This is a genomic window from Bradyrhizobium sp. BLXBL-01, assembly GCF_051853025.1.
Taxonomy (GTDB): Bacteria; Pseudomonadota; Alphaproteobacteria; order Rhizobiales; family Xanthobacteraceae; genus Bradyrhizobium.
This window is the reverse complement of sequence record NZ_CP182471.1, coordinates 7681622-7700960: the sequence shown is the minus strand read 5'-3', so window position 1 is coordinate 7700960 and position 19339 is coordinate 7681622. Positions and strand designations below refer to the sequence as shown.

At 65.3% G+C, this 19339-nt stretch carries 20 protein-coding genes; 16 read left to right on the top strand and 4 right to left on the bottom strand.

Annotation, left to right across the window (positions count from 1 at the left end):
* The first annotated feature begins 60 nt into the window (after positions 1-60).
* From ACNJYA_RS35660 to ACNJYA_RS35610, 11 genes are all read left to right on the top strand, one after another.
* A complete protein-coding gene (locus ACNJYA_RS35660; RefSeq protein WP_057028343.1) occupies positions 61-963 on the top strand; it encodes an ABC transporter permease in 903 nt (300 codons plus the stop codon).
* A 79-nt stretch (positions 964-1042) separates the two neighbouring features.
* Complete coding sequence (locus tag ACNJYA_RS35655) at positions 1043-2104, top strand: ABC transporter ATP-binding protein (RefSeq protein ID WP_439401637.1); 1062 nt, start codon at positions 1043-1045, stop codon at positions 2102-2104.
* Complete coding sequence (locus ACNJYA_RS35650; protein WP_439401636.1) at positions 2101-2298, top strand: hypothetical protein; 198 nt, start codon at positions 2101-2103, stop codon at positions 2296-2298. Before ACNJYA_RS35655 ends, ACNJYA_RS35650 begins: the two co-directional genes overlap by 4 nt.
* A complete protein-coding gene (locus ACNJYA_RS35645) occupies positions 2295-3710 on the top strand; it encodes an amidase (protein ID WP_172787021.1) in 1416 nt (471 codons plus the stop codon). The genes ACNJYA_RS35650 and ACNJYA_RS35645 overlap by 4 nt, the downstream gene beginning before the upstream one ends.
* Positions 3707-4684, top strand: coding sequence for an ABC transporter ATP-binding protein (locus tag ACNJYA_RS35640; RefSeq protein WP_439401635.1), 978 nt, complete (start codon positions 3707-3709; stop codon positions 4682-4684). The genes ACNJYA_RS35645 and ACNJYA_RS35640 overlap by 4 nt, the downstream gene beginning before the upstream one ends.
* Positions 4685-4787: 103 nt before the next feature.
* Positions 4788-5057 carry a GlsB/YeaQ/YmgE family stress response membrane protein gene (locus ACNJYA_RS35635; protein WP_025033652.1) on the top strand — a complete coding sequence of 90 codons (270 nt, stop codon included), beginning with the start codon at positions 4788-4790 and terminating at the stop codon, positions 5055-5057.
* A gap of 253 nt (positions 5058-5310) precedes the next feature.
* On the top strand, positions 5311-7059 hold the full coding sequence (locus ACNJYA_RS35630; protein ID WP_260381095.1) for a type I secretion system permease/ATPase: 1749 nt from the start codon (positions 5311-5313) through the stop codon (positions 7057-7059).
* Between the two features lie 10 nt (positions 7060-7069).
* The gene (locus ACNJYA_RS35625) at positions 7070-8404 is read left to right on the top strand and encodes an HlyD family type I secretion periplasmic adaptor subunit (RefSeq protein WP_172787024.1); all 1335 of its coding nucleotides are present in this window, start codon (positions 7070-7072) and stop codon (positions 8402-8404) included.
* 300 nt (positions 8405-8704) lie between these two features.
* A complete protein-coding gene (locus tag ACNJYA_RS35620; RefSeq protein WP_439401634.1) occupies positions 8705-10174 on the top strand; it encodes an AMP nucleosidase in 1470 nt (489 codons plus the stop codon).
* A gap of 121 nt (positions 10175-10295) precedes the next feature.
* Complete coding sequence (locus ACNJYA_RS35615; RefSeq protein WP_172787026.1) at positions 10296-10913, top strand: tetratricopeptide repeat protein; 618 nt, start codon at positions 10296-10298, stop codon at positions 10911-10913.
* A gap of 135 nt (positions 10914-11048) precedes the next feature.
* The gene (locus ACNJYA_RS35610) at positions 11049-11324 is read left to right on the top strand and encodes a DUF1488 family protein (protein WP_172787027.1); all 276 of its coding nucleotides are present in this window, start codon (positions 11049-11051) and stop codon (positions 11322-11324) included.
* A 169-nt stretch (positions 11325-11493) separates the two neighbouring features.
* Here ACNJYA_RS35610 and ACNJYA_RS35605 read toward each other — a convergent pair whose 3' ends face one another.
* Positions 11494-11976: a CinA family protein gene (locus ACNJYA_RS35605; protein ID WP_172787028.1), complete on the bottom strand. Its 483-nt coding sequence runs from the start codon at positions 11974-11976 to the stop codon at positions 11494-11496.
* 145 nt (positions 11977-12121) lie between these two features.
* Between ACNJYA_RS35605 and ACNJYA_RS35600 the strand changes: the two genes are divergently transcribed.
* From ACNJYA_RS35600 to ACNJYA_RS35590, 3 genes are read left to right on the top strand one after another with little or no spacing between them, the layout of a single operon-like run.
* The gene (locus tag ACNJYA_RS35600) at positions 12122-13180 is read left to right on the top strand and encodes an amidohydrolase family protein (RefSeq protein WP_439401633.1); all 1059 of its coding nucleotides are present in this window, start codon (positions 12122-12124) and stop codon (positions 13178-13180) included.
* Positions 13181-13205: 25 nt separating this feature from the next.
* A complete protein-coding gene (locus ACNJYA_RS35595; protein WP_260381092.1) occupies positions 13206-14315 on the top strand; it encodes an amidohydrolase family protein in 1110 nt (369 codons plus the stop codon).
* Complete coding sequence (locus ACNJYA_RS35590) at positions 14315-14728, top strand: Rieske (2Fe-2S) protein (RefSeq protein ID WP_036040510.1); 414 nt, start codon at positions 14315-14317, stop codon at positions 14726-14728. Before ACNJYA_RS35595 ends, ACNJYA_RS35590 begins: the two co-directional genes overlap by 1 nt.
* Positions 14729-14921: 193 nt before the next feature.
* Here ACNJYA_RS35590 and ACNJYA_RS35585 read toward each other — a convergent pair whose 3' ends face one another.
* Both ACNJYA_RS35585 and ACNJYA_RS35580 read right to left on the bottom strand, forming a co-directional pair.
* Positions 14922-16253 (bottom strand): MFS transporter, encoded by a 1332-nt coding sequence (locus ACNJYA_RS35585; RefSeq protein ID WP_172787030.1) that lies wholly within the window; start codon positions 16251-16253, stop codon positions 14922-14924.
* Positions 16254-16395: 142 nt separating this feature from the next.
* The gene (locus ACNJYA_RS35580) at positions 16396-17295 is read right to left on the bottom strand and encodes a transcriptional regulator GcvA (protein WP_439401632.1); all 900 of its coding nucleotides are present in this window, start codon (positions 17293-17295) and stop codon (positions 16396-16398) included.
* Between the two features lie 110 nt (positions 17296-17405).
* Between ACNJYA_RS35580 and ACNJYA_RS35575 the strand changes: the two genes are divergently transcribed.
* Both ACNJYA_RS35575 and ACNJYA_RS35570 read left to right on the top strand, forming a co-directional pair.
* Entirely contained in the window at positions 17406-17609 is a 204-nt protein-coding gene (locus ACNJYA_RS35575; protein ID WP_172787032.1) for a DUF1127 domain-containing protein, read from the top strand.
* 67 nt (positions 17610-17676) lie between these two features.
* Positions 17677-18300 (top strand): GNAT family N-acetyltransferase, encoded by a 624-nt coding sequence (locus ACNJYA_RS35570; protein WP_439401631.1) that lies wholly within the window; start codon positions 17677-17679, stop codon positions 18298-18300.
* Between the two features lie 181 nt (positions 18301-18481).
* Here ACNJYA_RS35570 and ACNJYA_RS35565 read toward each other — a convergent pair whose 3' ends face one another.
* Positions 18482-19312 (bottom strand): enoyl-CoA hydratase, encoded by an 831-nt coding sequence (locus ACNJYA_RS35565; RefSeq protein WP_439401630.1) that lies wholly within the window; start codon positions 19310-19312, stop codon positions 18482-18484.
* Positions 19313-19339 lie beyond the last annotated feature (27 nt).

Sequence of the window (19339 nt, the reverse complement as noted above, 5' to 3'; positions counted from 1 at the left end):
AGAGGTGTACCGAGCCCGCGGCTCGCACCGACCACACCGATACCCAACAGGAGCCAGCCGATGAGCGAGCTTCCGTTGTCCGCCACCGCCGATGCCGCGCTGCAGGCCGCGCCTGCCACCAAGGCGCGGGGCTATTGGGCGACCGTCGGCCGCCGCATCATGCGCGACAAGGTCAGCATGGCCTGCGCGCTGGTGCTGCTCCTGATCTTCCTCTCCGCGATCCTCGCGCCGTGGCTCGGTCTCGAAGACCCCTACAAGGGTTCGATGATCCGCCGCCTCCGCCACATCGGCACCACAGGCTATCCGCTCGGCACCGACGAGCTCGGCCGCGACATGCTGGCGCGGCTGATCTATGGCGGCCGGCTGTCGCTGGTGATCGGCATTTTGCCGGTGATCCTGGCCTTCTGCATCGGCACCTCGCTCGGCATCATTGCGGGCTATGTCGGCGGCAAGCTCAACACCGCGATCATGCGCACGGTGGACGTGTTCTACGCCTTCCCGTCGGTGCTGCTGGCGATCGCGATCTCCGGCGCGCTCGGCGCCGGCATCCTCAATTCCATCGTGGCGCTCACCATCGTGTTCGTGCCGCAGATCACCCGCGTCGCCGAGAGCGTCACGACAGGCGTCCGCAACATGGACTTCGTCGAGGCCGCGCGTGCCTCCGGCGCGGGCGCCTTCACCATCATGCGCGTGCACATCCTCGGCAACGTGCTGGGCGCGATCTTCGTCTATGCCACCAGCCTCATTTCGGTCTCGATGATCCTGGCGGCCGGCCTGTCCTTCCTCGGCCTCGGCACCAAACCGCCGGAGCCGGAATGGGGCCTGATGCTGAACACCCTGCGCACCGCGATCTACGTCAACCCTTGGGTCGCAGCCTTGCCGGGCGCGATGATCTTCGCAGTCTCGATCTGCTTCAATCTCCTTTCGGACGGCCTGCGCAGCGCCATGGACATCAGGAACTAGAGATCATGATGCGCAAGCACACTGTCGCGGCGTCCTCCGTACACCTCTCCCCGATGGGGAGAGGTGAAGGACAACGGCCATGAGCGAGAGCAACACGTCCGTCGCCATGCTGGAGCCGGTCGAGGACCGCGGCGGCGTCGCGCAGCCGCTGCTTCAGGTCAACGGCCTGACCAAGCATTTTCCGGTGCGCGGCGGCCTGTTCGCCGCAAAACGCACCGTGCGTGCCGTCGACAATGTCTCCTTCTCCGTCGCCAAGGGCGAGACCGTCGGCATCGTCGGTGAGTCCGGCTGCGGCAAGTCCACCACCGCGCGGCTCCTGATGCACCTGATGCCGCGCGATGACGGCGACATCATCTATGACGGCATGACCGTCGGCCAGTCGCTGAGCTTGCGCCAGCTGCGCCGCGGCATGCAGATGGTGTTCCAGGACTCCTACGCCTCGCTCAATCCGCGCCTGACGATCGAGGAATCCATCGCCTTCGGCCCCAAGGTTCACGGCATGGCCGACGGCGCGGCGCGCAACCTGGCGCGCGAGCTGCTCGGCAAGGTCGGCCTGCGCCCGGAAAACTTCGCCAACCGCTACCCGCACGAAATCTCCGGCGGCCAGCGCCAGCGCGTCAACATCGCGCGCGCGCTGGCGCTGTCGCCGCGGCTGGTGATCCTGGACGAGGCCGTCTCCGCGCTCGACAAATCCGTCGAGGCCCAGGTGCTCAACCTGCTCGCCGATCTCAAGCGCGAATTCGGTCTCACCTATCTCTTCATCAGCCACGACCTCAACGTCGTCCGCTACATCTCGGACCGCGTGCTGGTGATGTATCTCGGCGAGGTCGTCGAGCTCGGCCCGGTCGACCGGGTCTGGGACAGCCCGGCGCATCCCTACACCCGGGCGCTGCTCGCCGCGATGCCGTCCTCCGATCCTGATAGCCGCATCGAGACGCCGCCGATCACGGGCGATCCGCCCAATCCGATCGATCCGCCCTCCGGCTGCCGCTTCCACACCCGTTGCCCGTTTGCGGAGCCGCTCTGCGCAAATGCGACACCAAAGCTCACGGCGCTCGATAATATGGGCCACGAGGCTGCGTGCTACATGGCGATACCGGGTTCGGGCCATAGCCGTGCCCCCAGGGGAGATACCGCATGACGAGACCGACACCGAAAGAGATCAAGCCGATCGCGCACACCGCCGGCGTGCCTGTGGACGACGAGATCGCGACCCGCATCTCCAACGCCATCGGCCCCGCCTTCGAAGGCTTCGCCGCCATCGCCGGCACGCTGCCGTTCGATCTGGAGCCCGCCACTTACGTGCTCGTGCAGACGCAGAAGGTGTCGAAATGAGCCGTGAGCCCGCTCTGATGACTCTCACCGAGGTCGCGCGCGCGATCGCGATGAAGCAGGTGTCCTCGCACGAAGCGACGCGCGCGCTGCTGCAGCGCATCGCGCAGTGGCAGCCGCATCTCAACGCCTTCATGTCGATCGAGGCCGAGACTGCATTGAAAGCGGCGGATGCCGCCGATGCGGAGCTCGCCAAGGGCAATGTCCGTGGTCCCCTGCATGGCGTGCCGCTCGCGCACAAGGACATGTACTACGATGCCGGCCACGTCGCGACCTGTGGCTCGCTGATCCGCCGCGATTTCGTGCCGAACGTCACGTCGACCGCCTTGCAGCGGCTGAAGGACGCCGGCCAAATCCGGCTCGGCACGCTGCATCTCGCCGAGTTCGCCTATGGTGCGACCGGGCATAACAGCCATTACGGCCCGGTGCGCAATCCCTGGAACGTGGCGCATATCACAGGTGGCTCGTCCTCGGGCTCCGGCTCGGCGGTTGCAGCGCGCCTGACCTATGCCGCGCTCGGCTCCGACACCGGCGGCTCGATCCGCATGCCCTCGCATTTCTGTGGTGTCACGGGGCTCAAGACCACCTGGAGCCGCGTCAGCCGCGCCGGCGCCATGCCGCTGTCGCAATCGCTCGACACGGTCGGCCCGCTCGCCCGCACCGCGGAGGATTGCGCGCTGCTGCTGGCGTTGACGGCCGGCCCGGATCCGGAGGATCCGACCGCGAGCCTCGAGCCTCTCTCGGACTACGTCGCCGCGACCAAGGGATCCCTGAACGGCCTCAAGATCGGCGTGCCCGCGACCTACTATGTCGACGATCTCGACAGCGAGGTCGCGCGCGTGCTCGACGAGACCATTGCGGTGCTCAAGCGCGAGGGCGCCGACATCGTCAAGGTCGAGCTGCCGGACCAGCGGCAATTGCAGGCGGCGAGCCAGCTCGTGCTGGCCGCTGAAGCCGCCGCCTTCCACAAGCGCTGGCTGATCGAGCGTTCGCAGGATTACGGCGCGCAGACATTGATGCGCCTCCAGAACGGCCTCGCCGTTCCCGCCATCACTTATATCGAGGCGATGCGTTGGCGCGGGCCGGCGCTCGCGGCCCACAATGCCGCGACGGCAGGCGTCGATGCGGTGATCGCGCCGGCGTCCCCGGTGCCGGCGCCGACGATCGAGGAGAGCGACGTCGGCGGCGGCCCGAACGCGCCGGCGCTGTTGCAGCGGCTCACGCTGTTCACCCGCCCGGTGAACTTTCTGGGCCTGCCGTCGCTGACCATTCCATCGGGCTTCACCAAGGCCGGCCTGCCGGTCGGCATGCAGCTGATCGGCCGCTCTTTCGACGAAGCCACCCTGCTCACCATCGGCGCCGCGTTCCAGCGCGCGACCGACTATCACGACCGATTGCCGAAACTGCCGTCATGACAAACCTCGTCGAGATCTCAGGCCTCAACATCCGCTTCACCGGCGAGCGCACGGTCTATGCCGTGAACGACCTCAGCCTCTCGCTCGGCAACAGCGAGGTGCTGGGCCTGCTCGGCGAGTCCGGTTCGGGCAAGAGCGTGACCTTGCGTGCGCTGATGCGGCTGCTGCCGAAGAAGCGCACGCAGATCTCCGGCACGGTCAATGTCATGGGCCGCGATGTGCTCGCGATGAACGACGAGGAGCTGTCGTCGTTCCGCGGCCAGACTGTCTCGATGATCTTTCAGGAGCCCGCGCTCGCGCTCGATCCGGTCTACACGATCGGCGCGCAGATCGCCGAAAGCGTGGTGCGCCATGAAGGCAAGAGTTTTGCGGAAGGACGCGCACGCGCGCTCGAAATGCTCGAGGTCGTGCGCATTCCCTCGGCCAGGCGCCGGCTCGATGCCTATCCGCACGAAATGTCGGGCGGCATGCGCCAACGCGCCATGATTGCGCTGGCGCTGGCCTGCCGGCCAAAAATCCTTCTGGCGGACGAGCCGACCACCGCGCTGGATGCCACCGTGCAGATCCAAATCCTGTTGCTGCTGCGCGAGCTTCAGCGCGAGTTCGGCATGTCCGTCATCTTCGTCACCCACGACATCGGCGTCGCCATCGAGATCTGCGACCGCGTCGCGGTGATGTATGCCGGCCAGATCGTGGAGCAGGGGACCTTGCGCGACATCGTCCGCTCGCCCGTGCATCTCTATGCCAAGGGCCTGCTCGCCTCCACCATCCACGGCGCCAAGCGGGGCCAGCGGCTGGAGACCATCCCCGGAACGCCGCCGTCGCTGGCCGAGAAGCCGCACAATTGCTCGTTCGCTCCCCGCTGCAAGCTGGCCGAGCCGCGCTGCCTGGAGCAATTGCCGGGGAATGTGGAGGTCGGCCCGGGCCGGGCGGCCAGATGCGTCCTGGCGGAGCCGGTCACCATGGGGTCGTAGTTCGGATGAGTTGACGCGGGCGGCGCCAGCGTTCCCAGCATTCACACCCCATTCATCCCGGTTCCCGTTCCATGGCCCCCGCTCACGGAGAGGGACCTCACAGATGCACATTTCCAACGAAGGCCTGCTCGTCATCCTGTTCGTCGGCCTCGTCGCCGGCTGGCTCGCCGGCAAGATCGTGCGGGGCGCCGGGTTCGGCATTATCGGCGACATCGTGATCGGCATCTGCGGTGCGCTGGTGGCGAGCCTGCTGTTTCCAAAGCTTGGAATCCGCCTCGGCACCGGCCTGATCTCCGAGATCGTCTATTCCGCGATCGGCGCGGTCATCCTGCTGCTGGTGGTCCGGCTGGTGCGCGGCGGGGGCCGGCTCTAGCTCCGCCTTCGGCTGAGTGGAACTCGAGCCGCACCTTTCCCGGAAGCGGCTGAAAGCCTGCAAGAAAAAGCCGCAAGCCTGTGAAATTCCGGACTTGCGCGGACGGCTGTCGGGGGTAGATGTGGCCCATCAGGCCGCGGATTAAATTCGGCCGTGTCGGACGGCTGGAAAACAGATGTTAATCCGAGGCGAGTACTCCTTGAATCGCCTTTGAAATCAGGGCTTTGCCCTTTAGCCGAAAGAGATCAGACTGATGGCAGCCATCCCTGGCGTCCGCCGTTCGGAGCTCGGTGATGCCTTGCGCGCTTGTCGCACGGCCTTCATCGGCGTCGGCCTGATGAGCTGCATGATCAACCTGCTCTATCTGACCGGGTCGATCTTCATGCTGGAGGTCTACGACAGGGTGCTGCCGAGCCGCAGCATCCCGACCCTGGTCGGCCTGATCATCCTCGCCAGCTTCCTCTACATGGCGCAGGGCGTGCTCGACATGATCCGCAACCGCATCCTGGGGCGGATCGGCACCTCGCTCGACGAGGCTCTCAACAAGCGCGTGTTCGACACCATCGTGCGTCTGCCGCTGCTGGTCGGCAGCCGCAACGAGGGCCTGCAGCCGCTACGCGATCTCGACAATGTCCGCTCCTTCCTCGGCGGCATGGGCCCGAGCGCGTTCTTCGACCTGCCCTGGCTGCCGCTCTATCTCGCCATCTGCTTTGCCTTCCACGTCATGATCGGCGTCACCGCGCTGGTCGGCGCCGTCATCCTGGTCGGGCTGACGCTGGTGACCGAGTTCATGTCCCGCCAGCCGGCCAAGGAGGCGATGGGCCTCGCCGCCCAGCGCAACGACCTCGCCCAGGCCAGCCGCCGCAACGCCGAAGTGATGGTGTCGATGGGGATGGCCGGCCGGATGAACCAGCGCTGGAGCGAGGCCAACGAAAAATACCTCGCCGGAAATCAGCGGGCGAGCGACGTCGCCGGCGGTCTCGGCGCGGTCGCAAAGGTGCTGCGCATGATGCTGCAATCGGCCGTGCTCGCGGTCGGCGCCTATCTCGTCATCCACCAGGAGGCGACCGCCGGCATCATCATCGCCGGCTCGATCCTGTCCGCCCGCGCGCTCGCGCCGGTCGATCTCGCCATCGCGCACTGGAAATCCTTCGTCGCGGCGCGGCAGAGCTGGCATCGCCTGACGCGCCTGCTGGAGCAGATGCCGGCGCAGGCGACGCCGACCCAGTTGCAGGCGCCGACCAGCCGGCTCTCGGTCGAAGGCGTCGCCATGGTGCCGCCCGGCGATCAGCGTCTCGTGGTGCAGGATGTCACCTTCGCGCTTACCGCCGGCAACGGCCTCGGCGTGATCGGCCCGAGCGGCTCCGGCAAGTCGTCGCTGATCCGCGCGCTGGTCGGGGTCTGGCAGCCGGTGCGCGGCAAGGTGCGGCTCGACGGCGCGGCGCTCGATCAATGGTCGAGCGACGCGCTCGGCCGCCACATCGGCTATCTGCCGCAGGACGTCGAATTGTTCGGCGGCACCATCGCGCAGAACATCAGCCGGTTCGATCCCGAGGCCACCTCCGAGGCGATCATCGCCGCGGCCAAGGAGGCCGGCGTGCACGAGATGATCATCAAGATGCGCGAGGGCTACAACACGCAGGTCGGCGAGCAGGGCGCCGCGCTCTCCGCGGGCCAGGCCCAGCGCGTGGCGCTGGCGCGCGCGCTCTACGGCAACCCCTTCCTGATCGTGCTCGACGAGCCCAATTCCAATCTCGACACCGAAGGCGACGAGGCGCTGACCCGCGCCGTCCGCGCGGCGCGCGAGCGCGGGGCCATCGTCGTCGTGGTGGCGCACCGGCCGATCGGCGTCGAGGCGGTCGACCAGATCCTGGTGTTGCGCGACGGCCGCATGCAGACCTTCGGCCCCAAGGAGCAGGTGCTCGCCCAGGTGCTGCAGCCGCGGGTGACGCCGCCGGCCCCGATCAAGATCGTCAGCGAAGGCGGAGTGGCCAAACCATGAGCACAAAGCCATGAGCACGATGGCCATCGGCGGCACGAAGGCGGCCGCGAAGAAGACCGTACGCGACTCCATCAAGTTTCACCTGATGCTCGGCCTCGCGATCGTGGTGGTCCTGGTGGTCGGCCTCGGCGGCTGGGCCTCGACCGTCCTGATCTCGGGCGCGCTGATCGCGCCGGGCCAGATCGTTGTCGAATCCAACGTCAAGAAAGTGCAGCATCCGACCGGCGGCGTGGTCGGCGAGGTGCGCGCCCGCGACGGCGACCTGGTCAAGTCCGGCGACATCGTCGTGCGGCTCGACGACACCGTCACCAAGGCCAACCTTGCCATCGTCACCAAGAATCTCGACGCCGCGCAGGTGCGTGCGGCGCGACTGCAAGCCGAGCAGCGCGGGCTCGACCGGATCGAATTCCCGCAAACCCTCATCGAGCGTGCGAGCGATCCCGACGTCAAGGCGTTGCTCGCCGCAGAAACCAAGCTGTTCGAGGTCCGCGTCAACGGCCGCACCGGGCAGAAGGCGCAGCTTCGCGAGCGCATCACGCAGCTCAACGAGGAAATCGCCGGTCTCAGCGCCCAGGAGAAGGCCAAGGACCAGGAGATCGCGCTGGTGCAGAACGAGCTCACCGGCGTGCGCGAGCTCTACGACAAGCGTCTGGTGCAGATCTCGCGCCTGACGCAGCTCGAGCGCGACTCGGCCCGTCTCAACGGCGAGCGCGCGCAGTACATCGCCTCGCGCGCCCAGGCCAAGGGCAAGATTACCGAGACCGAGCTGCAGATCATCCAGATCGACAAGGACGTGGTCAGCGAGGTCTCCAAGGACCTGCGCGAGACCAACGACAAGATCGGCGAGCTGATCGAGCGCAAGGTCGCGGCCGAAGACCAGCTCCGCCGCGTCGACATCCGCGCGCCGCAGGACGGCATGGTGCTGCAATCGACGGTGCACACGATCGGCGGCGTCATCACCGCCGGCGATACCTTGATGCTGATCGTGCCGCAGGCCGACGATCTCCAGGTCGAGGCCAAGGTCAATCCGGTCGACATCGACAAGCTCCAGATCGGCCAGAAGACGCTGCTGCGCCTGTCCGCGTTCAACCAGCGCACCACGCCAGAGCTCAACGGCCTCGTCAGCCGCGTCTCGCCCGACGTCACCACCGACCAGCGCACCGGCCAAGGCTATTACACCATCCGCGTATCGATGCCGGCCGAGGAGCTCGCCCGTCTCGGCGACGTCAAATTGATTCCCGGCATGCCCGTGGAAGCCTTCGTCCAGACCGGCGACCGCACCATGCTGTCTTATCTGATGAAGCCGTTTCACGACCAGCTGATGCGGGCATTCCGCGAGAAGTGACGCGCGACAGCGCTTCGCCTTCCCCGTCATTGCGAGCGCAGCGAAGCAATCCAGCTGTCACCGCGGCGAGATTTCTGGATTGCTTCGCTGCGCTCGCAATGACGACTTGGCTGTCAGTTTGCTATACTGCGAGGGCAAGCAGTCTGGTAAGTCTCGTAGGGTGGGCAAAGGCGCAACGCGCCGTGCCCACCATCTTTCTTACGACGCGCATATTGGTGGGCACGCTTCGCTTTGCCCACCCTACGGCACCGCCTTCTTTGCTATAGTTCGACTCAAACCCAGCAACACGGCGGTCGAACCATGCAGTCCCCTCCTTCCATCGCCACCCAATCCTTCACCGAGGCGGACCTCGCCGTTGCCCGCCTCGAGGAAATCTACGAGCGCAACACGAAATTCCTGCGCGAACGTTTCGAGGCCTATGTCGGTGGCGAAGCGATCACGACGCGGGTGCGCGCCTACTATCCCTTCGTCCGTCTCACCACCGCGACGCATGCGCGGCTGGATTCGCGTCTTGCTTATGGCTTCGTCGCCGGTCCCGGCGTGCATGAAACCAGCGTGACGCGGCCGGATCTGTTCCGCAGCTATCTCACCGAGCAGATCGGCCTCTTGATCCAGAACCACGGCGTGCCCGTCGAGATCGGCGAGTCCGCCGAACCGATCCCGATCCACTTCGCCTATCGCCGCGACATCAATATCGAAGCCGCCATCACCACCAGCGAGAAGTCGCTCGTCACACGCTCGCTCCGCGATGCGTTCGACGTGCCCGATCTCGCGACCATGGACGATTCGATCGCCGACGGCACCTTCGAGCTCCAGCCGGGCGCGCCGGAGCCGCTGTCCCTGTTCCGCGCCGCCCGCGTCGATTACTCGCTGCGCCGGCTTTATCACTACACCGGCACCGATCCCGAATATTTCCAGAACTTCGTCATCTTCACCAACTATCAGTTCTATGTCGACGCATTCGCGCAAGCGTGCCAGCAGCGGCTGCAGTCCGGCGAAGCCGGGCTCGATGCTTTCATCGCGCCCGGCAACGTGATCACGACCAGCGGCGGCGCCATCAGCGGCACCGCGCCGGCTCGCGCACCGCAGATGCCGGCCTTCCACCTGGCCGCACCCGGCTATCGCGGCATCACGCTGATCAACATCGGCACTGGTCCCTCCAATGCGCGCAACGTCACCGATCACGTCGCGGTGCTGCGGCCGCATGCCTGGTTGATGCTCGGCCATTGCGCGGGCCTGCGCAACACGCAGCGCCTCGGCGACTACGTGCTCGCGCACGGCTATGTGCGCGAGGACCATGTGCTCGACCGCGAGCTGCCGCTGTGGGTGCCGATCCCGGCGCTGGCCGAGATGCAGGTCGCGCTCGAGGAGGCGGTCGAGGACGTCACCGGTCTCGAAGGCTTCGAGCTCAAGCGCCTGATGCGCACGGGCACTGTCGCGAGCGTCGACAACCGCAACTGGGAGATCTCCGGGCGGGAGGTGATCCGCCGCCTGTCGCAGTCTCGCGCGGTCGCGCTCGACATGGAATCGGCTGCGATTGCCGCCAACGGCTACCGCTTCCGCGTGCCCTACGGCACGCTGCTGTGCGTCTCCGACAAGCCACTGCACGGCGAGATCAAGCTCGCCGGAATGGCCAGTGAATTCTACCGCCGCCGCGTCGGCCAGCATCTCGAGATCGGCCTCAAGGCGCTGGAGCGGCTCAAGCAGCAGGAATCGGAACGGCTGCATTCGCGCAAGCTCCGCAGCTTTGCGGAAGTTGCATTTCAGTAAAGGGCAACAGAGCTGTCGTACGAACGCTGACGTCTCCGTGAACGCGGCGCCCCGGAATATTGCCGCCAAGGCAGGGTTATCACCTCGTCCGGGGTCGCTCGAAGCAGTACAGGAGACAGACATGATCACAGCAATGATCAGACTCGTCGCGCTTGGTACGTTTGCGGCAGCATCGTTGAGCCCGCCGGCCCTTGCCGCAGGAGGCGGCGGCGGCGGCGGCGGTGGCGGAGGCGGCGGCCCCGGCACGGATCCGTTTGGCAGCACCTATTCGGATCAGAGGCCGCAGCCGACCTATCCGAAGCGCCCGGGGGCCAAGTCCACACACAAAGGCAAGAAGCCGAACAACCAGTCCAGCATCGGCGATCCTGCATTCGCGGCCGGCTACCGTATGGCCTATGACACCATCTACGAGCGCAACGACTATGCTGCCGCGATCGCGCAATTGAAGTCGCTTGGCCATGATGACCATCCGAACGTCGCCAACCTGATCGGTTACTCCTATCGCAAGCTCGGCGACTACGAGCAGTCCCAGGCCTGGTACGAGCGCGCATTGAAGGCCGATCCGAACCACGTGCTGACGTGGCAATATTATGGATTGTGGCAGCTCGAGCGCGGCAATCGCGAGCAAGCGCTCTATCACCTCGGTCGAATTGCGTCGATCTGCGGAACCGATTGCCAGGAGTATAGATCGCTGGCTGCGGCACTGGATCAGCCGACAGGCTCGGCGCTCGTCTACTGAGGCTGGAGCGCAGCCGGCTCAGCGAGCCGTGCTGCTGACGGGCTTCAGATGATAGCCATGTCCTTTGGTTCCGATAGTGACAGGGCGCCAGATTTTCAGCATTGTCCCGTTCGGGGGCGCGAACGGGACAATTGGATGCCGCTGACGCGCGACAAGATCATCGGCCATGATCTGGAACGGCTGGCCTTTCGCTTCACCATGCTGAACGACGGTGAGGTCGTGCAGTGCCAGATCAGCGACGCTGCAATGGACGAACTCGCGGGCATGCAGGGCACCGAAAGCAGCGCGCGTCAGGCTCAATTCCTATCGCTGCGCGAGACCATCGAGCGGATTGCGTCGGATCTGTACGACGAGGCGCCGCGATTTCCGGGCTATGTGGTGCGGATTTTCATGCGGCATCTGCGAAGGTAGCTGTCGCGTCATATTCGGTCGTCATCGCCCGGCTTGACGGGGCGATCCAGTACTCCGAGACGGTTGTTGTTCAATCCATGGGCCCAGCGTACTGGATGCCCCGCCTTCGCGGGGCATGAGCAGTGTTGTGGTGAGCTTGTCCTGGCTAACTTCGTCCGCACAGCCAGCGTCACCCCTCCAGCTTCCTCAACAACAACTTCAGCGCCGTCGCTGCAAACACCTGCATGTTCGCGAGCCGTTCGTTGCTATCAGTCTCTAGCGTCATCACCTCTGACGCCGGTCCCGCAACTGCCATGCAGCTGTGGCCGGCGGCATCGCCATAGCGGTTGCCGCTGGGGCCGGCGGCGCCGGTTTCGGACAGGCCCCAGTCGCAGCCAAAGCGGCTGCGCATCTGCTCGGCCAGCAATTGCGCATAGGGCTCCGACGAGGACCGAAGGCCCTTCATTCCTTCGTCCGAAATATCCATCAGCACGCGCCTGGCATCGCGGGTATAGACCACCGCGCCACCAAGGAAATAGGCGGATGCGCCGGGCACCGCGAGCAGGCTGGCCGCGATCAGGCCGCCGGCGGAGGATTCGGCAACCGCAATGGTCTGTTTGCGCGCGATCAATTTGGCCGCGACCTGTTCCGCAATGCCGACGAGCTCTTTCATTTCGCAACCCCTCATTCCTTCGCAACCGAGCTCAGCCTTCCTAGCATATGGCAGGACGCTTGGCCGAGTTGCGGGCGACGGGCAGGCCTGCTTCAATGGCGGGGACAAGAAGAGACATGCGAGGAAACGTGAGAAGGGAGACGTGATGGCATCCCTGATCGCCGGCGGCATCGATTGCGACGTGCATCCGGCCGTGCCGCATCTGACCAGCCTGCTGCCGTACCTGAACGATTACTGGCGCGATCAGGTGACGACGCGCGGCATGGTCGACCTTATCTCGCAATCCTATCCGCAGAACTCGCCGATCACCGCGCGGCCGGACTGGCGCCCCGAGACCGGCAAGCCCGGCGAGAGTCTGCAGGCCATGCAACGCCACGTACTCGATCCCTTCCAGCTCAAGCATGCCATCTGCAATCCGCTGTATGGCGTGCAGATGGTGTTCTCCGAGGACATGCAGGCGGCCTTCTGCCGCGCGCTGAACGATTGGTTGGCGAAGGAATGGCTCGATCGCGACGCGCGGCTGCGTGGCTCCATCGTGATCCCCACGCAAAGCGTCGAGAAAGCCGTCGCCGAGATCGAGCGCTGCGCACAGGACAAGCGCTTCGTGCAGGTGCTGATGCTGGTGATGGGCGATACGCCGCTCGGCAAGCGCGCGCTGTGGCCGATCTATGAGGCCGCGGAACGTCTGGAACTCCCGGTCGGCATCCACGCCGGTTCCGCCTATCACAATCCACCGACCGCCGTGGGCTGGGGGTCCTATCACATCGAGGATTATGTCGGGCAGGCCCAGGCGTTCCAGACCCAGCTCACCAGCCTGATCGTCGAGGGCGTGTTCGTCAAATATCCGCGGCTGAAAATGGTGATGCTGGAGTCCGGCGTGTCCTGGATCGCGCCCTATCTCTGGCGCCTGCACAAGTTCTGGCGCGGGGTGCGGATGGAGACGCCGTGGGTCGATCGCGCACCGCTGGAGATTGTGCGCAGCAACATCCGCTTCTCGTTACAGCCATTTGATGCGCCGCCGGAACCCGAGACATTAATTCGCCTGTTTGATCATATGCAGTCGGACGAATTGGTCTTATTCTCCACGGACTATCCGCACTGGCAGTTCGACGACCAGGACGCGCTGCCCGAAGGTCTGTCCCCCGATCTCGTGCGCAAGATCATGATCGACAATCCGCATGCAACCTATCCCCGCCTGAAATGAGCCCGCTGCCAAAGGAGGCAAGGCGATGAATATCCAGTTCCGCGAGAACCAAGAAGCCGCTTCCCCACTGACCGTCAAAACCGCGATCGCGGACTGCGACATTCATCCGGCACGCGCCACCCGTACCGAGCTCTATCCCTATCTCGCCAAACGCTGGCAGCATCACCTCGAAGTCTACGGCGTCCATGCCTATCAGGGCATGATGGAAGGTCCGCCCTATCCGAAGGCCCAGCCCAACGCCTCGCGCCGCGATGCCTATCCGCCGGAAGGCGGCCCGCAGGGCTCCTCGCTCGCCTTCATGCAGAAGCAATTGCTCGATCCCAACAACGTCCAGCTGGGCGTGCTCAATCCGCTCAACACCGGGCAGGGTATCCGCAATCACGAGCTCTCGGCCGCTCTGTGCTCGGCGATCAACGACTGGCAGATCGACAAATGGACCAGCAAGGACAAGCGGCTGAAAGCCTCCATTGTCGTCGGCAATGAGGACGGGCTTTCGGCCGCGGCCGAAATCCGCGAGCGCGCCGGCGACAAGAACTTCGTGCAGGTGCTGCTGCTCAGCCGCAATGTCGAGCCGCTCGGCCAGCGCCGCTATTGGCCGATCTATCAGGCTGCGGAAGAGGCCGGCCTTCCCGTCGGCGTGCACGCCTTCGGCTTCGGTGGCAACCCGATCACGCCGTCGGGCTGGCCGTCCTATTACATCGAGGAGATGGTCGGGCATTCGCAGTGCCAGCAATCGGCGCTGGCGAGCCTGGTTTTGGAGGGCGTGTTCGAGCGCTTCCCGAAACTGAAGATGGTGATGATCGAGGCCGGCTTCGGCTGGGCGCCGTCATTGGCATGGCGGCTCGACAAGGCCTGGCAGCGGCTGCGCAGCGAGGTGCCGCATGTGAAGCGGCCGCCGTCGGAATATATCCGCGAGCAGGTGTGGTGGACGACGCAGCCGATGGAGGATCCTGAAAGCCGCGAGGATCTGTTCGACGTCATCAAGTGGATCGGCTGGGACCGCCTGCTGTTCGCGACCGACTATCCGCATTGGGACTATGACGAGCCCTCGCGTGTGCTGCCGGCGGGCGTCAGCGAAGCCAACCGCGAGGCGTTCTATCTCGGCAATGCAAAGAAGCTATATGGCATAAATTGATGGCGCGGCATGTGATTGCCGCGGTCGACGAGCTTCCGCCCGGCACGCGAAAATTCCTGGAGATCGACGGGCGACCGATCGCAGTCTTCAACATCAAGGGCGAATATTTTGGCCTGATGAACCGTTGCCCGCATCAGGGCGCGGCGCTGTGCGAGGGGCCACTGATCGGGCTCGCACAGTCGAGCAATCCCGGCGAGATCGAATACACCAAATTGGGTGAGATCATCCGCTGCCCCTGGCACGGCTGGGAGTTCGACATTCGCACCGGCCAGTCCTATTGCGATCCCCGCCGCTTTCGCGTCAAGGCCTATCCGGCCCATGTCGAGCCAGGCGCCAGCGTGGTGAAGGGACCGTATGTCGCCGAGACCATCCCAGTGAAAGTCGAGAGCGATTACGTGGTGGTGGAGTTGTAGGCCCCGCTCTTACCCTCCCCTGGAGGGGGAGGGTCGATCGCGCGAAGCGCGAGCGGGGTGGGGTGATCTCTCCTCACGGGCGGCGTTCGATGCGGAGGGACCGTCACCCCACCCCGGTCCGCATTCCGCTTCGCTTCATGCGCACCGACCCTCCCCCTCCAGGGGAGGGTGAAGGGAGCGCCCGGAACGACGATCAACGCCCCGCAACCGGCTCCGGCACCGCATCATAGGTCGGCACCGCCTTGCCGCCGCCGCGGTACACCGTCGAGGCCGCGATGATGCCGAGCAGTGCTGCGAACATCAGCCAGAAGCCGGGCGAGGCCTTGTCGCCGGTGCGCTCGATCAGCCAGGTCGAGGCGAACGGGGTGAAGGTGCCGAACAGGGCAGCGGCGAGCGCGAAGGCGAGCGAGAAGCAGGTGGTGCGCACATGCGCCGGCACGATCTCGACCAGCGCGCCCAGCATGGTGCCGCTGTAGACGCCGAAATAGAACGAGAACATCATCTCGACCGCGAGCAGCTTGCCGAAGGTCGGCGCCGCCACCAGCCAGTGCAGCGCCGGATAGGCGGTGACGAGCGACAGGCCCGCGATGGCGAGCAGCACCGGCTTGCGGCCGATGCGGTCGGACAGCGCGCCGCCGACCGGATTCCAGATGAAATTGGTGACGGCGACGAGCAACGTGACCAGCAACGCGTCCTGCGTTGATAGCTTCAGAACGGTCTTGCCGAAGGTCGGCGTGTACACCGTGACGAAGTAGAACGTCGTCGTGGTCAGGATCGCGATCATCATGCCGAGGACGACGATGCGCCAGTTGGCGAGCGCGGAGGCGAACACCTCGCGCGTCGTCGGATGCTTCCTCATGGCGAGGAAGGCCGGCGTCTCCTCCAGCGTCCGCCGCAGCACGAAGATCAGGGGAATGATCAGGCAGCCCACGAAGAAGGGAATGCGCCAGCCCCAGGCGGCGACGGTGTCGGCCGGCATCACCTCGGAAAGAATGAAGCCGAGGATCGACGCCACGAAGATCGCGACCTGCTGGCTCGCCGATTGGAACGAGGTGTAGAAGCCGCGATTGCCTGGCGTTGCGATTTCGGCGAGATACACCGACACGCCGCCGAGCTCGACGCCGGCGGAGAAGCCTTGCAGCAGGCGGCCGATCAGCACGATGATCGGCGCGGCGATGCCGATGGTCGCATAGCTCGGGCAGAATGCGATCACCACGGTGCCGAAGGCCATGATGCCGAGCGTGACGATCAGGCCCTGGCGGCGGCCGATGCGGTCAATATAGGCCCCGAGCACGATGGCGCCGACCGGACGCATCAAGGCGCCGAGCCAGAACACGCCGAACGTGTTGAGCAGCGACGCCGTCTCGTTGGTGGACGGGAAGAACGCCTTGCCGATCGCGGCGGCATAGAAGCCGAACAGGAAGAAGTCGAACTGCTCGAGGAAATTGCCGCTCGTGGCGCGCAGGATCGCGCCGATGCGCGACTTGATGGCGGGCGAATTGGTTGAGGTGGCTGGTCCAGCCATTGCATTGCTCCCCTTCAAGACGTGGCCGGACCGGGAATCATTCACGGCAAGGCGACAGATTGATGCTGCGACAATCTGTCATACCCCTTCCCGCGCGAGAAGCGGCGAGTCAATCCGTTTTGCAGAGGAAGCTGCTGATTTTTCAGGCCTTATTTTGCGTTGCAGCAATCACCCATTGTCGGAACGCGGCCAGCTTTGGCGCCTCCCGATGGCCTTCCGGCGCGACCAGGTAGAAGCCGGCGTCCGCGGGCAGTGCGATCTTGAAGGGGACAACAAGCCGGCCCTTGGCGATATCGTCCTGCACGTAGGAGGTCCGGCCCATCGCGACGCCGATGCCGTCGATCGCGGCCTGGATGGTCATGAAGATCATGTCGAAGGTGATGCCGGGGTGCCGTGCGATGTCGGCCGGCTGGCCCGCCGCGGTCAGCCATAGCCGCCAGTCGTCGCTGTTGGTGCTCGACGTGTGCAGAAGCGGATGGTTGCGCAAATCCTCGGGCCGGCGCAGCGGCTTGTCGCCGCGCAGCAGCGAGGGGCTGCACACCGGAAACAATTCGTCGGCCATCAGCCAGTCGGCACGCAGGCCCGGCCACTGGCCGCGGCCATAGCGGATCGCGGCATCGACATTGTCGCGCTGGAAGTCGACGAGGCCGGTCGAGGTGGTGATGCGCACGTCGATGCCGGGATGCTGCTCCTGGAAGTCGGTCAGCCGCGGCAGCAGCCATTTGGCCGCGAGCGAGGCCAGCGTCGACACCGTCAGCACCTTGTCGTCGTCCTTGCGCAAGAGACGGTCGGTGGCGAGGCGCAAATCGTTGAAGGCGGCGCGGACGCCCGGGAGATAATCGCGCGCCTCCGGCGTCAACGCCAACGCCCGGTTCTGCCGGATGAACAGCCGGATGCCGAGCTCCTCCTCCAACCTGCGGATCTGATGGCTGATCGCGGTCTGGGTCACGTTCAGCTCGCTGGCGGCGAGCGTGAAGCTGAGATGGCGTGCGGCGGCCTCGAACGCCCGCAATCCGTTCAGGGAGGGCAATCTGGCAGTCATTTGGCAGCAGGATACATGACGTTATTTCATGCGAAAAGGTACAAATTGTCGTTTGTCGCGGCGCAACAGGAGGCAGATATTAGCGGTCAACGTAGCTCCAGGAGCTGAAAATGTCTACATTGACCGACAACTCGATGACAAATCATCATGCGCACGGCGTCTTCTACCAGATCGGCGAGATCCTTCACGTCTGGCACGAACGCTACCGGACCCGGCGCGAGCTGACCAACTGGACTGCCCGCGACCTCCACGACGTCGGGCTGTCCTGGTCCGACATCGCCTACGAGGCCGATAAACCCTTCTGGCGGGCCTGATAGGCCGCCAGGCCGGCGCCGCCTGAGCACAGGGGCGCCGGCGGTCCCTTTCCGCAGGGCATGCGTCATGAGCACCCTTCGCCTCGAAGACCTCAAGCAATATTCGGACGTGCTGCGCACAAGGCACGGTGAGCGCCTCAATGTCCGCTTCGTCGAGCCGCGCGACACCGACGAGCTCCAGCACTATTTCCGCTCGCTCTCGACCCGCTCCCGCTACAACCGCTTCTTCGGCGCGATCAGCGAATTGCCGAAGGGCCTGCTGCACGATTTCCTCGAGGTCGGCGAGCGTGATCGCTTCACCGTCGTGGCGACGATGACGGTCGACGGCTTCGAGACCATCGTGGCCGAGGCGCGCTACGCCTTCCATGCCGAGACCGCGACGCTCGAGTTCGGCCTCTCGGTCGACGACCGCTGGCAGGGCCACGGCATCGCCACCGCGCTGATGAAGAACCTCGAATGCCGCGCCGCCGCGCTTCGAGCCGAGCACATGTTCGGCGACACGCTGCGCTCCAACGAGACCATGGTCTCGCTCGCGCGCAAATCCGGCTTCACGTTCGTCAACCATCCTGATGATTGGAAGCTGGTGCGCTTCGACAAGGAGATCAACCTCGCGCCGCAGGACATTCCCTGTGCGAGCTGGCGCCTCGCCGCCGTTTCCCGTCAGGCCGACAGCCCCTCAGCCTCGGCCTGACATGACTGCAGCCCGGCCTGGCCAAGCCAGAGCCGGGCATTTTTTTGTGCTTTCGCACTCTCTCTCCATTGTCATTCCGGAGCGCGCGTAGCGCGAACCCGGAATCCATTTCACCGCGCGTTTTGGAGCCCAATGGATTCCGGGCTCGATGCTGCGCATCGCCCCGGAATGACGGTCCTAATTACTTCCCCGTAAAAACCGCCTTGCGCTTCTCGATGAAGGCCTGCACCGCCTCCTTGTGATCCGCGGTCGTGGTGAGGCGGACCAGCCGTTCGGCTTCGTGGTCGCGCGCGGTTTCGAAGTCGAACAGCAGGGCCTCGTCGAGATTGTCCTTCATGTAGCGCAGCGCGAGGCGCGGGCCTCCGGCGAGCGATCTGGCCAGCGCGAACGCCTCGGTCTGCAACTTGTCGTCGGGCACGACGCGGTTGACGAGCCCGATCGCTTCGGCGCGCGCGGCATCGACGCGGTCGCCGGTGAACATCAATTCGCGCGCCCGCGCGGTGCCGACCAGCCGAGTAAGCAGCCAGGCGATGCCGTAATCGCCGCTGAGCGCGATGCGGGCATAGCCGGTGGCGACGAAGGCGGATTGCGCGGCGATGCGGATGTCGCAGGCCATGGCGATGGCAAGCCCGGCGCCGACCGCGGGGCCGGGGAGCGCAGCGATGGTCGGCTTGCGCACCGACACCAGCGCGCCGGTGAGCAGCCGCTGCCGCTCCTGAAGGTCGGCGATGCGATCGTCCACCGACATCTCGAGCTTCTTGGGATCGCGATGCGCGCCCATGCCCTTGACGTTGCCGCCGGCGCAGAAGGCTTCGCCCGCGCCGGTGAGCAGCAGCGCGCCAACGTTCGGATCCTCTGCGCAGGTCCGGATCATGGTGCGCAGCGCCGGCGTCAGCGTGTCCGACAGCGAATTGCGCGCCTCCGGCCGGTTCAGCGTGATGACAGCGACGCGGTCGCGGATCGTGCAGAGGAGCTCGCTGGTACCGGTGTCGATGGTGGTTTCCGTGGTCATGTCGCCTCCCGCTCTATCGTCATTGCG